This window comes from Pseudomonas sp. S12(2018), from assembly GCF_024355235.1.
GTDB classification, from domain to species: domain Bacteria; phylum Pseudomonadota; class Gammaproteobacteria; order Pseudomonadales; family Pseudomonadaceae; genus Aquipseudomonas; species Aquipseudomonas palmensis.
This window is the reverse complement of record NZ_QLAD01000005.1, coordinates 1-14,483: the sequence shown is the minus strand read 5'-3', so window position 1 is coordinate 14,483 and position 14,483 is coordinate 1. Positions and strand designations below refer to the sequence as shown.

Annotated in this window: 12 protein-coding genes, 1 rRNA gene and 1 pseudogene; 6 read left to right on the top strand and 8 right to left on the bottom strand. The window is 65.7% G+C overall.

Going from position 1 to position 14,483, the window contains the following annotated elements; translation table 11 throughout:
• Positions 1–43: 43 nt before the first annotated feature.
• The 5 genes from DN388_RS13015 to DN388_RS12995 all read right to left on the bottom strand — a co-directional run bounded on the left by DN388_RS13015 (position 44) and on the right by DN388_RS12995 (position 4,639).
• The gene (locus tag DN388_RS13015) at positions 44–856 is read right to left on the bottom strand and encodes a tetratricopeptide repeat protein (RefSeq protein WP_043861324.1); all 813 of its coding nucleotides are present in this window, start codon (positions 854–856) and stop codon (positions 44–46) included.
• A gap of 90 nt (positions 857–946) precedes the next feature.
• On the bottom strand, positions 947–1,816 hold the full coding sequence (locus DN388_RS13010) for an ABC transporter permease (protein ID WP_054915880.1): 870 nt from the start codon (positions 1,814–1,816) through the stop codon (positions 947–949).
• 15 nt (positions 1,817–1,831) lie between these two features.
• Positions 1,832–2,695 (bottom strand): ABC transporter ATP-binding protein, encoded by an 864-nt coding sequence (locus DN388_RS13005; protein WP_043861326.1) that lies wholly within the window; start codon positions 2,693–2,695, stop codon positions 1,832–1,834.
• Positions 2,696–2,699: 4 nt separating this feature from the next.
• A complete protein-coding gene (locus tag DN388_RS13000) occupies positions 2,700–3,719 on the bottom strand; it encodes an ABC transporter substrate-binding protein (protein WP_043861327.1) in 1,020 nt (339 codons plus the stop codon).
• Between the two features lie 20 nt (positions 3,720–3,739).
• The gene (locus tag DN388_RS12995) at positions 3,740–4,639 is read right to left on the bottom strand and encodes a TauD/TfdA family dioxygenase (protein ID WP_054915879.1); all 900 of its coding nucleotides are present in this window, start codon (positions 4,637–4,639) and stop codon (positions 3,740–3,742) included.
• 168 nt (positions 4,640–4,807) lie between these two features.
• Here DN388_RS12995 and DN388_RS12990 point away from each other — a divergent pair, with 168 nt between their 5' ends.
• A complete protein-coding gene (locus tag DN388_RS12990; RefSeq protein WP_043861329.1) occupies positions 4,808–5,119 on the top strand; it encodes a hypothetical protein in 312 nt (103 codons plus the stop codon).
• 76 nt (positions 5,120–5,195) lie between these two features.
• Here DN388_RS12990 and lapD read toward each other — a convergent pair whose 3' ends face one another.
• Both lapD and lapG read right to left on the bottom strand, forming a co-directional pair.
• The gene (gene lapD / locus DN388_RS12985; RefSeq protein ID WP_255000160.1) at positions 5,196–7,133 is read right to left on the bottom strand and encodes a cyclic di-GMP receptor LapD; all 1,938 of its coding nucleotides are present in this window, start codon (positions 7,131–7,133) and stop codon (positions 5,196–5,198) included.
• A gap of 9 nt (positions 7,134–7,142) precedes the next feature.
• Positions 7,143–7,835: a cysteine protease LapG gene (gene lapG, locus DN388_RS12980; protein WP_043861331.1), complete on the bottom strand. Its 693-nt coding sequence runs from the start codon at positions 7,833–7,835 to the stop codon at positions 7,143–7,145.
• Positions 7,836–8,046: 211 nt separating this feature from the next.
• Between lapG and DN388_RS12975 the strand changes: the two genes are divergently transcribed.
• From DN388_RS12975 to DN388_RS12955, 5 genes and pseudogenes are all read left to right on the top strand, one after another.
• Positions 8,047–8,736, top strand: a complete 690-nt coding sequence (locus DN388_RS12975; protein ID WP_043861332.1) for a GntR family transcriptional regulator — start codon at positions 8,047–8,049, stop codon at positions 8,734–8,736.
• A 95-nt stretch (positions 8,737–8,831) separates the two neighbouring features.
• Positions 8,832–9,329, top strand: coding sequence for a sigma-70 family RNA polymerase sigma factor (locus DN388_RS12970; RefSeq protein WP_054915945.1), 498 nt, complete (start codon positions 8,832–8,834; stop codon positions 9,327–9,329).
• Complete coding sequence (locus DN388_RS12965) at positions 9,319–10,287, top strand: FecR domain-containing protein (protein ID WP_043861333.1); 969 nt, start codon at positions 9,319–9,321, stop codon at positions 10,285–10,287. The genes DN388_RS12970 and DN388_RS12965 overlap by 11 nt, the downstream gene beginning before the upstream one ends.
• A 92-nt stretch (positions 10,288–10,379) precedes the next feature.
• Positions 10,380–12,884: a TonB-dependent siderophore receptor gene (locus DN388_RS12960; RefSeq protein WP_255000147.1), complete on the top strand. Its 2,505-nt coding sequence runs from the start codon at positions 10,380–10,382 to the stop codon at positions 12,882–12,884.
• A gap of 86 nt (positions 12,885–12,970) precedes the next feature.
• Positions 12,971–14,148: pseudogene (locus DN388_RS12955) on the top strand (PepSY-associated TM helix domain-containing protein).
• Positions 14,149–14,288: 140 nt separating this feature from the next.
• Here DN388_RS12955 and rrf read toward each other — a convergent pair.
• Positions 14,289–14,404 (bottom strand): 5S ribosomal RNA (rrf, locus tag DN388_RS12950).
• Positions 14,405–14,483: the final 79 nt, after the last annotated feature.

The following is a 14,483-nucleotide window of genomic DNA, read 5'->3' as shown; positions in this document are numbered from 1 at the left end:
CCCCGGGCGTCAATAGCGGCAATGCGGCATCCGTCGGCCGAGGTCAGCGCCGGTACTGGTCTTCGTGTTTCAGGGTCAGCGCCCGCGGGCTGCCCAGGCTGATCGCCCGGTCACGCCAGAACAGATAGCGCATGGGGTTGCCGGCCACGCTGAAATGCATGGCCAGTTCCTCGGCCGCCGGCATCACCCCCGCTGCGGCCGCCAGCTCCAGCCAGTACACGGCGAGCCTGGCATCGGCCCGCACCTGCTGGCCATGCAGGAGGCGGTAGCCGATCTCGAACCGGCAGCGCCCATCGCCGCGCTGGGCGCCCTGCATGAACCAGTCGTAGGCGCGCTGCGGATCGACCTGCCAGGTTTGCAGGTGGGTATCGCAGATCTCTTCTTCGTAGAGGTCGCCCAGCGCCGCGGCGGCTTCGTCCAGGCCGCGCTCGAAGGCCTGCCGGTAGCACTCGGCGGCGCTGGCGTAGGCGATGGTCACGCCCTTGCCGAAATAGTGCTGCTGGCCCAGGTTGTACCAGGCCACCGCACTGCCCTGCAGCGCCGCCATGCGCAGCAGGCGCCCGGCCAGGGCCGGTTCGGCACGCCAGTACTTGCCGTTGAGCCATACCCAGCCGAGGTCGTTGAGCGCCACCACGCTGCCATCCAGCGCCTGCTGGCGCAGGTCGGCATACACCGCCTGCAGGTCGACGGCTTCGTCCAGGCGGTTGACCAGGCAGAAGCCCCTGCCGAGCACCGCACGCTGGGCCGGCATGCCGATGCCGGCCGTGTGGCGCTGGGTCTGCCCGCCCGGATCGGGGGCGATCGCCCTGGGCAACAGCCGCGCGAGCAGTGGGTAGATGGTGCTGGCAGCAGACAACGGTTCATCCCTGACTGACCGGTGGGTGGCCCATGCCACCCTGTGAGGCAAGCCTAGACAAGGACGCGCACTTTTGTCGCCCCGATGCGCTCAGCGCTGCATGCCCCAGCGCCGTACTGTGACGCGCTCGAGGGTATTGAACACCAGGCTCTCGACCAGCAGGCCGATGAGGATCACCACGGCCAGGCCGGCGAACACCTTGTCGGTGTACAGCTCGTTGCGGTTCTGGAAGATGTACCAGCCCAGCCCGCCCTTGCCGCTGGTGGCACCGAACACCAGTTCGGCGGCGATCAGGGTGCGCCAGGCGAACGCCCAGCCGATCTTGAGCCCCGACAGGATCGACGGCAGCGCCGCCGGAATCAGGATGTGCACCACCAGACGCAAGCCGCGCAGCCCGTAGTTGCGCCCGGCCATGCGCAGGGTTTCGGACACACCCATGAAGCCGGCATAGGTGTTGAGCGCCAGCGCCCACAGCACCGAGTGCACCAGCACGAAGATCAGGCTGTTGTCGCCCAGGCCGAACCACAGCAGCGCCAGCGGCAGCAGGGCAATGGCCGGCAGCGGGTTGAACATCGAGGTCAGGCTGCTGAGCAGGTCGCGGCCGATCTGGGTCGACACGGCCAGGCTGGTGAGACCGAAGGCCAGCACGATGCCCAGCAGGTAGCCCTTGAGCAGCACCACCAGCGACACCCCCACCTTGGCCGGCAGTTCGCCGCTGAGCAGGCCGTCGTACAGCGCCGCGGCGGTTTGCAGGAAGCTGGGCAGCAACAGGTCGTTGCCCTGATAGCGCGCCACGGCTTCCCAGGCCAGCGCCAGCAGGATCAGGATCAGGCTCTTGCGCAGCCAGCCCTGTTGCCACAGGCGCTGGCCCAGGGGCAGCTCGCGTTCCAGCGGTACGCTGAGCAGGGGTTCAAGGGTGACTTCGTACTCCTGACGCGGAGCCGGTGCAGAGGTGGTCATCGGTGGGGCTCCCGGTCAGTAGGCGATGCGGATGTCGGTGAAATCCAGGGCGGCGTCCTGCTCGGCGGCGGCATCATCGTCGAACAGCAGACGATGGATGCGCCGCGCGCTGGCCTGGAAGTCGGCAGCGCCCAGGCTGTGCAGGTCGTACTGGTGACTGTGAATCTCGGCGCGCACGCGCCCCGGGTGCGGCGACAGCAGCAGGATGCGGTTGCCCACCACCAGCGCCTCCTCGATGGAGTGGGTGACGAACAGCAGGGTGAAGCGCACCTCCTCCCACAACAGCAGCAGTTCTTCCTGCATCTTGCGCCGGGTCAACGCGTCGAGGGCGGCAAAGGGTTCGTCCATGAGCAGGATCTTGGGCTGCATGGCCAGCGCCCGGGCGATGGCCACGCGCGCCTTCATGCCGCCGGAGAGGGTGTGCGGGTATGCATCGGCAAATGCCGCCAGGCCGACCTTGTCCAGGTAATGCAGGGCGCGCTGTTCGGCCTCGGCGCGCTTGAGCGTGCCGGAGGCCAGCAGCGGGAACATCACGTTCTGCCTGACGGTTTTCCACGGCGGCAGCTGGTCGAACTCCTGGAACACCACGATGCGGTCCGGGCCCGGCCCGTGCACCGGCTGGCCCTGCAGGCGGATCGCGCCCTCACGGGGCTCGATGAAGCCGGCCACGGCCTTGAGCAAGGTCGACTTGCCGCAACCTGAGGGGCCGAGCAGGACGAAACGGTCAGCCTTGTCCACTTCGAAGCTGACCTGGTGGGTGGCCCGCACCACGCGCTGGGCGGTGCGGTATTCGAGGCTGAGGTTGTCCACCTGCAGCAGCGCCGGTGCGCTCACGGGGCTCAGGTTGCTGGCCGTGTGGCCTGGCAAGCGGGCGGTCATGCGCTCAGCTCCCCTGCAGTGGCTTGGCGTCCTGGAAGAAGTAGTCCTTCCACGATTCGGGTTTGTGCTTGATCGCGCCGATGCGGTACATGAAGTCGGCCAGCTTGTAGGTGTTCTTCGGCGTGACGCTGAATTCGTATTGCGGGTTGTCGATGATCTTGAGCAGCGCCTCGCGGTCGATCTTGGCCTTGGTCACGCGAATGTAGGTATCGGCCGCCGCGCCCTTGTCGTGCTGGGCGAAGTCGGCCGCCTCGGCCAGGGCGTCGACGAAGGCCTGGTAGGTTTTGGGGTTGTCGTTGCGGAATTTTTCGGTGGCGAACAGCACGGTGGGCGAGTTGGGCCCGAGCAGGTCGTAGGTGTCGAGCACCACGTGCACGCTTTTGTTGGCCAGCGCCTGGTCCTGGAACGGCGGGTTGGAGAAGTGCGCATTGAGCTCGGTGCCGCCGGCCAGCAGCGCGGCGGTGGCGTCGGGGTGCGGGACCGCCAGGGTGTACTTGTCCAGGCGCGCGTAGTCCTTGTCGCCCCACTGCTGGGCGGCGGCGTACTGCAGGAAGCGCGACTGCACCGAGACGCCAACCGCCGGCAGGGCGATGCGGTCCTTTTCGGTGAAGTCTGCGATGGTCTTGACGTTGGGGTTGCTGCTGACCAGGTAGTACGGGAAGTTGCCCAGCGAGGCCACGGCCTTGACGTTCTGGCGGCCGTAGGTGCGGTCCCAGATGGTCAGCAGCGGGCCGACGCCGGCACCGGCGATGTCCACCGAGCCGGACAGCAGCGCGTCGTTGATCGCGGCGCCGCCCGAGAGCTGGGTCCAGTCGACCTTGATGTCGATGCCCTGGGCCTTGCCGTGCTTCTCGATCAGGTGCTGGTCGCGCACCACGTTGAGCAGCAGGTAGACGATGCCGAACTGTTCGGCGATGCGGATTTCACCTTCGGCCTGGGCCGTGGCGGGGGCGACGAGGCTGCCGGCGAGCAGGCTGACGCCCAGGCCGATGCTGGCCGCCAGGCGGCTGATTGAGTTGCGCATGCGGTACTCCTGAAGACGGGTCAGAACGGGGCGTCGCCCTGGATGGTGGTGCGGTACAGCTTGCGGCGCAGGTGCGCGGGGCAGCCGGCGGCCAGGTGGATCAGCGAGCGGTTGTCCCAGAACACCAGGTCGTGGGGTTGCCACTGGTGGCGGTAGATGTTGTGTTCGAGCACGCTGTGGGCGTACAGCTCGGCCAGGATCTGGCGGCTTTCGTCCTCGGGCAGGCCGACGATGCGGGTGGTGAAGCCCTCGCTGACGAACAGCGCCTTGCGCCCGTTTTCCGGGTGGGTACGCACCACCGGGTGGATCACTTCCTGCACCTGGGCCAGTTGCTCGGCGGTGAGCGTGGGGCGCCAGTTGCCTTCGAATTTGGTTTCGCTGTAGCGCGCGGTGTAGGAGTGCGCGGCGCTGCGGCCTTCGACGGCGGCGCGCAGGTGGGCGGGCAACTGGTCCCAGGCCTTGTGCATGTCGGCGAACAGGGTATCGCCGCCCTCGCTGGGCAGCTCCTGGGCATGCAGCATCGAGCCCAGGCTGGGCAGTTCCTTGTAGGAGAGGTCCGAGTGCCAGAACTTGCCGGCATCGCCCAGGCCGATGTTCTGGCCGTTCTCGATGATGTTGGAGACGATCAGGATCTCGGGGTGGCCGCCGAGCAGGAACTGCTTGAGCACGTGGATCTGCAACACGCCGAAACGGCGGCTGAAGTCGACCTGCTGCTGGGGGGTGATGCGCTGGTCGCGGAACACCACCACATGGTGGTCCAGGTGCGCGCGGTGGATGCGCGCAAAATCGCCAGCGTTGACCGGACGGCTCAGGTCCAGGCCGATGATCTCGGCGCCCACGGCACCGGCAAACGGACGAATCTCGAAGGCTTGGGGTTGGGCGCTGTCGGTGTACGACAAGGCGCCAGGGGCCGCTGACATATCTTTTCACTCCCACGTGTCGGGTCGGTAACTGCGCGTGGAAATAAATATAAATGCATAAGAAAAATAATTTAAATACCTTTAGAGAATAAGCATAGAGAGGGTTGTCCGCCTCGCGTGGCCTATGCTGCTGAGGCCATCATGCAGATGTCATCAGGGGGAAAGGCCATGTTCTATGTGCAACGCGACACCCGTGGGCAGATCGTGCGGTTGGAGTCGACGCCCTTTGCCGAGGAGAACGAAGCGCTGCCCAACGATTCGCCGGAGGCCCAGGCCTGGTTTGCCAAGAAACTGCAGCAGAGCGACCTGGACATGATCCGGGTGCTGGAGGACTTGATCGAGGTACTGACCAGCAAGGGCGTGATCAGCATCACCGACCTGCCGGCGAGCGCACAGGCCAAGCTGCTCAGCCGTTCGAGCGCGCGCCAGACCATGGGGGGTTTGAACAAGCTGATCGATGAGGAGCGGCCGTTGATCTAGCAGCTTCGCCGGCCACGTCGGCGCCTGCGGGGTTCACCGCCGCCTGCAGGCGCCGGCGTGGCCGGCGAAGAAGCCACTACGGCGCCCAGGGCCGGGGCTCGCCGATCAAGCGCCCCTGCACCCCGAAAATCCCCATTTCGCGCAGCACCTCCAGTTCGCCTTCGGTTTCCACCCGCTCGGCGATCAATGGCAGGTCGATGCTGTGCGCTGCGCGCTGGATCGCCTCGATGAACAGGCGCTTGTGCGGCTCCTGATCGATGGCGCGGATGAAGCTGCCGTCGACCTTGAGGTACGCCAGGCCCAGGTGCGCCAGGTTGCCGATCATGCTGAAGCGCCCGCCAAAGTGCTGCAGGCTCAGCTTGAAGCCCAACGCGCCCAGTTGCCGTGCCAGCTGCTCGAGCGCGGCCTGGTCGGGCAACTGCTCTTCGCCGATCTCCAGGGTCAGGCGCGGGCCCAGCGCCGCATGACGCCCCAGCAGCCCGTACACCGCCTGCAACGCCTGGGGGTCGGCCAGGGTGGCCGCCGACAGGTTCAGCGCCAGCGCCTGGTCATGGCGCTGCAGGTGGGCCAGCACCTGTTCGAGCATCAGCAGGTCATGCCGGATCGACCAGCCGAAACGCTCGAGCCAGGGCAGGAAGCGCCCGGCGGGCAGGGTTTGCCCATGCCCGTCGGGCAGGCGCGACAGCACCTTGTACTGCAATACGCGGCCCAGCTCGTGCGTCGCCACCACCGGCTGGAAGAACAGCTCGAAACGGCGCTGGTCGAGGGCGTGCTGCAGCAGGGCATGCCAGTCGTGGTCCAGCAGCGCCGGGGCGTGCGCGGGCAGGCAGACCCACGTCGGCAGCTGCTGGCTCTGCGCCTGGGCCAGGGCTTCGTCGCAGCGCTCGAGCAGGGCCTGCGGGGCGTCGCCCGGGCTGTAGGGGGCCAGGCCGATCCAGGCCACCGGGTTACGGTCGGAAGCACCGGTGTCGTACAGGCTGTGCAGGGTCTGCTCCAGTTCCTGGGCCAGGTGCACGGCCTCGTCATGCACCAGCCCCGGTGCCAGCACGGCGAACTCGCCGCCACGGCTACGGGCGATCAGGTCGAGGGTTTTGGGATAGTGCGCGCACACCCGCTGCACCTGCTGCGCAAGAGCCTGCAGCAGGGCATCGGTGCGCTGGCCGCCCAGGCGCAGGTTGAGCCCGGCCAGGTCCTGCACGTGCACCAGCATCAGGTAGCCGGGGCTATCGTCCTGGGCGCTGAGCCGGGCAGACAGCTGCATCTCGAAGAAGCGCCGGTTGCCCAGGCCGGTCAGGCTGTCCTGCCAGGCCTCGGCGCGCAGGGCTTCACTGCGCTGGGCCTCCTCGAGAAACAGCGCCTTGAGTTTCTCGACCATCTGGTTCATGGCCTGCACCACCCGGCGCAGCTCCGGGGTGCGCGGCAGGCGCGGAGCACTGAGGAACTCGCGACGCGCAATGGCCTGGGACTGCGCCACCAGGTAGTCCAGCGGTCGCAGCTGACGGCGCAGCAGCAGCGCCCCCAGCAGTGCACTGACCACCCCGCAGGCCAGCAGCCAGGCCAGGCTGCCGAGCGCGCTGCGCCACAGCTTGGCCAGGGCGAACATCGGGTGGCTGACCACCTCGACCCGCGCCGCCTGCTGCCAGCCGCGGCTGACGATGGCATCGCCGCCGGCCGGCTCCAGGTTGATCAGGCGGATGAACCAGGCCGGCACACCGCTGCTGTCCGGCTCGGCGTGACGCTCCACCAGCAGGGCATTGGGGCCCAGGTCGATCACGCGGATGCTGGCGTAGTAGCCGCTGTCGAAGATGGAGCTGACCATCAGCTCGACCATTGCCGGGTCGTCGATGTTCGGCGTGAGCGACAGCGCCAGCGCGGTGGCGGCGTCCTGCGCATGCGCGCGCAGCTGATTGACGTACTGGCTGCGCGAGCTTTCCAGGCCGACCATGAAGCTGCCGCTGAAGGCGACCACCAGAAACAGGCAGATGGCGAGCAACAATTGCTTGAACAGTGACATCCGCAATCCTCAGTAAGCCGGCTCGGTGGGAAACCCCTCGGCCTGCATCTTCTTCAACAGATCCTGCCAGCGCGACAGGCGCTTGCTGTCGCCGACCTTGCGATTGCCACCCGCCCCGGTCAGCCACAGGCCCTCGCCATTGAAGGCATACACCGGCAGCAGGTCGGTGCGCTGGCTGGCCGGCTCGATGGTGTCGATCAGGCTGTCGAGCACCAGCGGCATCGCCTCTGGAGTGGAATAGTAGGTCAGGACCATGTGCGCGCGATTCTGGCGCAGCGCCTTGACGTAGGTAATGCGCAGTTTCTCGCTGGGGATACCCAGGCGGCGCAGGCTGAAATACTTGGCGATGGCGTAGTCTTCGCAGTCGCCGGCGCCCTTGATCAGTGACTGGATCGGGGTGGACCAGTAGTCGGCCTGCTGCCACAGTTCGGGGTCTTCGACGTAGCGCAACTGGCGATTGAAGAACTGGTTGACCACCTGCAGGCGCTCGGCTTCGCTGCCCTGGCGCTGGGTGGCAAGCAACTGCTGCCAGGCATCGATACGCTGCTGGCCGGCACCAAGGGGGCCGTACAGGGCCTGGGCCTTGCGGCTGATCTGGGAAAAGTCCCAGTCCGCGCGCAGGTTGCCCAGCAATACGCAGCCGAGCAACAGCGCCAGGCCAGCCCGGCGCGGGGTCAGAGGCAAAGCCCAACGTATCGCCAAGGCCGGCGGTCCATGCAGATCGTGGAATCGCGATGGTGCAGGCTGGGCGGGCAAAAGACAATGGCGCACGGCGGCAAGCTTCCAAAGCGCTGCGACTTCATTCAGGATAGCCGCCGCGAACGCCCGCAGGCCCGCGCCGGCCTGAATTTGACAGGCGCAACCGTCATCACTAGGGTCATTGGATCCAATCTTTGCTAGCAGGGCAGTCAGCGTGGCCGAAAAAATCAAACTCCTGAGCATTCTGGGTGACGAGCAGGTGCCTGCTCACCTGGCGCGCAGCGTGATCGAAGAGCGCCTGCGCAGCGCCATCCTCGACGGGCGCCTGGCACCCGGCATGGCGTTGCGCCAACAGGAGCTGGCGACGCTGTTCGGGGTCAGCCGCATGCCGGTGCGCGAGGCCCTGCGTCAGCTGGAGGCGCAGTCGCTGCTGCAGGTGGTGGCGCACAAGGGCGCGGTGGTGGCCCCGCTGATCAGCGAAGATGCGATGGACTCCTACGGGCTACGGGTGATCCTGGAGAGCGAGGCGCTGCGCCAGTCGATCCCGCTGCTGGACGCCGAGGACATCGCCCTGGCCCGGGGCTACATCGAGCAACTGCAGAACGAGACCCGGCACGCCGAAATGGGCCAGCTCAACCGCCTGTTGCACATGGCCCTGTACCGCAAGGCGCCCAATCAGAAGTTGCTGCGCCTGATCGACAACGAGTTGAGCGAAGAGGCGCGCTTCCTGCGGTTTCATCTGTCGTCGATGGGGCTGGGCAAGCTGACCCAGGACGATCACATCGCGCTGGTGGACGCAGCCCAGGCCGGCCAGGTGGACGAAGCTGTACAGCTTCTGACCCAGCACCTGGACAAGGGCATGCAGGCCATCAGGCAGTACCTGGCCAGCCAGCCGCAGGGCTGAACGCGCCGCCGGGTCGGTCAGTGGTTGCAAATTGCGCAAGGCCCCATAACAATGAGACTAATTATCATTTATGACCTTGGTTGCAGCGCGCCTTCATGTCCTCCCACGACTCTGTGCACAGGCTCTATCAGCAACACCACAGCTGGCTGAACACCTGGCTGCGCTGCCGCCTGGGCAATGCGGCCGATGCCGCGGACCTGGCCCAGGACACCTTCGTGCGCCTGCTGCAGCGGCGCGAACAACTGGAGCTGAATGCACCACGCGCATTCCTGCGTACCATCGCACGGGGGCTGGTGATCGATCACTGGCGCCGCGAAGAGCTGCAGCGTGCCTACCTCGAAGCCCTGGCGCAGTTGCCCGAGGCCGAGGTGCCATCAGCGGAAACTCGCGAGCTGCTGCTGGAGCTGCTGGAACGCATTGCGTGCCTGCTCGACGGCCTCAGGCCCAAGGTGCGCACCGCGTTCCTGCTGGCCCAGTGCGAAGGGTTGAGCCACAAGCAGATCGCCGAGCAGATGGGTATCTCGCTGCGCTCGGTGGAGCGGTATGTGGCCGACGCCCTCTATCACTGCTACCTGCTGCGCTATGAACCCTAGCCCGCGCGTGGTCAAGCAGGCCATTCACTGGATGCTGCGGGTGCGCGAGAACGGCGCCAGCCCGCAGTTGCAGGCCCAGTGCGAGCAGTGGCGCAGCGCCAGCCACGAGCACGAACTGGCCTGGCAACGGGTGCACAGCCTGCAGCAGGAAATGAACCTGCGTGCGGTGCCGGGCGCCGGTGTCGTCGCCCTGCAGACCCTGGAGAACAGCCAGCAGCGGCTGCACCGGCGCCAGGCCCTGAAGCTGCTGGGCGGCGTGGTGATGCTTGGCTCAGCGGCCTGGGTCAGCAAGGACGTTGGCCTGCTCGACCCGTGGACCTCGGATTTCGCCACGGCCACCGGCGAGCGGCGCAGCGTCCGCCTGCCCGATGGCAGCCTGCTCAATCTCAATACCCATACCGCGGCAGACCTGGCCTTTGACAGCCGCCAGCGCCTGGTGCGCCTCAAGCACGGGGAGTTGATGCTGACCTGCGCCGAACACCCGCTCGGACCGGCTGGGCGGCCGTTGCTGGTGCAGAGCCGCGATGCGCTGCTCGAAGGCTTCGATGGGCGCTTCGTGGTGCGCCAGGAGCGCGACTGCACCCGCGTCACGGTCAGCCAGGGCAAGGTGGCGATCCATCACCCCGGCCCCGCCGGGCTGCAATGGGTGGCTGCTGGCGAAGCCTTTCTGGTGAATGCCCAGGGCGCCACACCCGTGGCGCAGCAGAACATGGACCCCGGTGCCTGGGCCGATGGCCTGATCGTCACGCGCAACATGCGCCTGGGGGACTTCATCGACGAGGTGGCGCGCTACCGCCACGGCTACCTGAGCTGCTCCGACGATATCGCCAACCTGCGCCTGTCCGGGGTGTTCCGCCTGGAAGACACCGACAAGCTGCTGCACCTGCTGCCGCAGACCCTGCCGGTGCATGTCAGCTATCGCACGCGCTGGTGGGTACGCCTGGAACGCCAGGCGTGATGCGCTGATTTTTTTGGCGGGTTTTGTCGGCACGTCCGGCTAGGACAGTAAGCGACTCCCTTCTGCCCTTACCGACCCTACGGATGCTCTTCATGCGCGATACCCTGGCCCAGCCGCGGCTCACTGACAGTAATGAGTTTCAACCTCTCTTAGATTCACGCCTGGGCAAGGCGGTGCGCGCCGCACTGTTCGGTACCGCGCTTGGCCTGGCCAGCGTGCCGATGGTAGTGATGGCCGAACCTGCGGGCAGCGCCAGCCAGCAGTACAACATCCCCGCCGGCTCGCTGGACGAGGTGCTGAATCAGTTCGCACGCCAGGCCGGCATCACGCTGTCGAGCACCCCGCAGATGACCCAGGGCGCGCAATCGTCCGGCCTGCAGGGCAGCTACGCCACCGACCAGGCGCTGCGCCAGTTGCTCAATGGCACGGGGCTGGAGGCGGTGAGCCAGGATGGCACCAGTTATGTGCTGCATGCGGCCCCGCAGGACGCCGCACTGGCATTGCCTACCACCGACGTGCGCGGCTTTGCCCTGGGCAACGCGCTGGGCAGCATGGAGGGCTACAACGCCACCCACAGCCAGATCGCGACCAAGACCAGTACCGCGCTGCTGGAGACCTCGCAGTCGGTGTCTGTGGTAACCCGCCAGCAGATGGACGACCAGGGCGCGCAGACGGTCTCGCAGACCATGCGCTACACCCCGGGCGTGCTGACCAACCCGTATGGCGCGACCCACCGCTATGACTATGTGGCCATGCGCGGCTTCAACGATGGCTCGGTGGACAACATCTACATCGACGGCCTGAAGTCGATGGGTGACAGCGGCACCTTCAGCACCATGCAGATCGACCCGTACTTCCTCGAGCGCGTGGATATTCTCAAAGGTCCGTCGTCGGTGCTGTATGGCCGCAGTTCGCCAGGTGGCCTGGTGGCACTGACCACCAAGAAGCCACTGTACGAGACCTTCCGCCAGGTGCAGGCTACCGTCGGCACCCAGGGCCAGCGTGGGGTGGGCTTCGACTTCAGCGGCCCGCTGGACGACGACAAGCGTATCGCCTACCGCCTGACCGGCCTGACGCATCAGTCCGACACCCAGTTCGATCACAACGAAGAAAAGCGCTATGCGCTGGCCCCGACCCTGAGCATCGACTTCACCGAGGACACCTCGCTGACCTTGCAGGCCTACCTGCAGAACGATCCGGAAGGCGGCTACCACGCCGGCGTGCCCGCCGATGGCGCGCTGCACAAACGCAACGGCCAGCGTATCTCGGAGCACTTCTTCGAGGGCGAGCCGGGCATCGACAGCTACGAGCGCAATCAGCAGTCGTTCGGCTACCAGTTCGAGCATCGCTTCAACGACGTGTTCACCGCACGCCAGAACTTCCGCTACCTGGACTCGACGGTGAAGATGGACCAGGTGTACGCCTGGGGCTACGAGTCGCCCACCAGCAACAAGCTGAACCGCTACTACACCGGTGCCGACGAGAAACTGCACTCCTACATCATCGACAACATGCTGCAGGCCGAGTACTTCACCGGCGCGGCCAAGCACACCACGCTGGTGGGCCTGGACTACCAGCGACGCAAGACCGTGGTGGACTGGAGCAGCGGCGGCCTGGCGTCGATCGATGCGTTCAACCCGCAGTACGGCAATTCGCAGATCACCTATTACGCACCGACCAGCTACACCCGGCGCCTGCAGCAGACCGGCATCTACGCCCAGGACCTGATCGAGCTGAACAAGTGGCGCTTCTCGCTGGGGCTGCGGCAGGACTGGGTGAAGACCTCGGATGAGAATCGTATCGCCGAGCCTACCCGCCCACTGGGCACCAAGATCAGCGATGACCGCACCAAGCTCACCGGCCGCGCGGGCGTGCTGTACCTGTTCGACAACGGTATTGCGCCTTACCTGAGCTATTCGGAGTCGTTCAACCCCAACTCCTACGCCGATGCCGCCGGCAACCCGCTGGCACCGACCGAAGGCACCCAGTGGGAGGCCGGTATCAAGTACCAGCCGCCGGGCACCGACAACCTGTTCACCGCCTCGGTGTTCCGCATCGAGCAGGAGAACCTGGCCACCAAACAGCCGCAGGACGACTTCTACTACCCGGTCGGGCAGGTACGCTCCCAAGGCCTGGAGCTGGAAGCGCACATGCAGTTGAGCGAGAACCTCAAGGTGCTGGGCAGCTACACCTTCACCGACATTGAGTACAGCAAGACGATGCCGAGCACCCTGGCTGGCAGCACACTCGACAACAAGGGCAACTCGCCAACCCAGGCGCCAAAGCACATGGCCTCGCTGTGGGCGGACTACAACTTCCGCCAGGGGGTGCTGGACGGTGTGCGCGTAGGCGGTGGCGTGCGTTACGTGGGCTACAGCTGGGTGGATGCGGAAAACACCATGAAGGTACCGTCGTACACCCTGTTCGATGCGTCGGTGGGCTACGACCTGGGCAAGGTCGGGCTCAAGGGCGTGGATGTGCGGCTCAATGCCAACAACCTCACCAACGAGAGCTACATCGCCTCGTGCGCGAGCCTGAACTACTGCTACATGGGTGAAGAGCGCAATGTCAGCGCCACGGTCAGCTATCAGTTCTGACCACACCCCCGTGAGCCGCAAAGCCAGTGCCTGATTCCAGGCGCTGGCTTTGTCGCATCTGGCGACCTGATCTGGAATCCCTTTATATGCGCCACCTCTACGTATTGCTGCACCGCTATATCGGCCTGGCCACCGCGCTGTTCCTTGCCCTGGCAGGGCTCACCGGGAGCGTGCTGGCGTTCAACCACGAGATCGACGAATGGCTGAACCCTTCGTTCTATGAAGCCCCGGCGCAAGGCCCCCGCCAGGACCCCGGCAACCTGGTGGACAAGGTGCAGGCCGAACACCCGCGCCTGCAGGTGTGGTACATGGAATACCCCGACGAGCCCGGCCATTCGGCGTTGCTGGCGATGGTGCCGCGCAACGACCCGGCCACCGACAAGCCGTATGCCGAGAAAAACACGGTGTTCTACCTCGACCCGGTCAGCGGCCAGACGCTGGGCCAGCGCTACTGGGGCGAGTGCTGTTTCTCGCGGGAGAACTTCATGCCGTTCGTCCTCGAGCTGCACTACAACCTGACCCTGCCGGGCAACTGGGGGCTGTGGCTGATGGGCGTGGTGGCGATCCTGTGGGTGCTCGACTGCTTCATCGCCCTGCTGCTGACCCTGCCCCGTGGTCGTCCGTTCTGGCGCAAATGGAGCACGGCCTGGAAGATCAAGGGAGGGCATGCGTATCGACTGAACATGGATATCCACAGGGCTGGGGGCTTGTGGCTGTGGCTGCTGCTGTTGCCGGTGGCCGTCAGCAGTGTGGGATGAACCTGCCCAGCCAGGTGTTCAAGCCGGCAGTGTCGCTATTCTCGCCGGTGGAACCAAGCGTCTATGAGGCCCGTGGCAGGCTGCCCAGAGAAGAACTGGGGCAGACCCAGCTGACATGGCATCAAGCCCATCAGCTGGCGCAGCAGGAGGGCCAGCGGCTGGGGCTGACGGCGCCGATCGGCGAGTTGTACTACAGCTTCGAGTACAACTTCTATGGCGCCGGTTTCGGACAGCACGACACCGACGCCCAGGGCAAGTCGTGGTTGTTCTTCCATGGCACCGACGGGCGCCTGCTGGGGCAGGAGATCGCTGGCCAGGGCACCCTGGGGGAACGCTTCTACCGGCTGCAACTACCCATACATGGCGGCAGGATCCTCGGCACTACAGGCCAGGTGATGATCGCGGTGCTGGGGGTAGTGATTGCGGTGCTGTCGGTGACAGGGGTGTATATCTGGTGGCGCAAGTTGCTGGCGCGGCGCAGTAGCCGGGCTCGGCGCACTGCATAGACTGAAGGTCGGCTCCTGCAGCCCATTGTGTGCAGGGGCCGGCCTGGCCGGTGCAGAGGGTGACAGGAACAACCCGCTACCCTAGCCCCTGAAAAGACAAAACCCCTGTCTGCAGCGCAGACAGGGGTTCTGGAATTGAATCTTGACGATGACCTACTCTCACATGGGGAAACCCCACACTACCATCGGCGATGCATCGTTTCACTGCTGAGTTCGGGATGGGATCAGGTGGTTCCAATGCTCTATGGTCGTCAAGAAATTCTGTGTGCTGGCCCGTACATTGCGACGTGCCGGCGAATTCTTGATGCTTCTACTCTAAAGACAAAACCCCTACC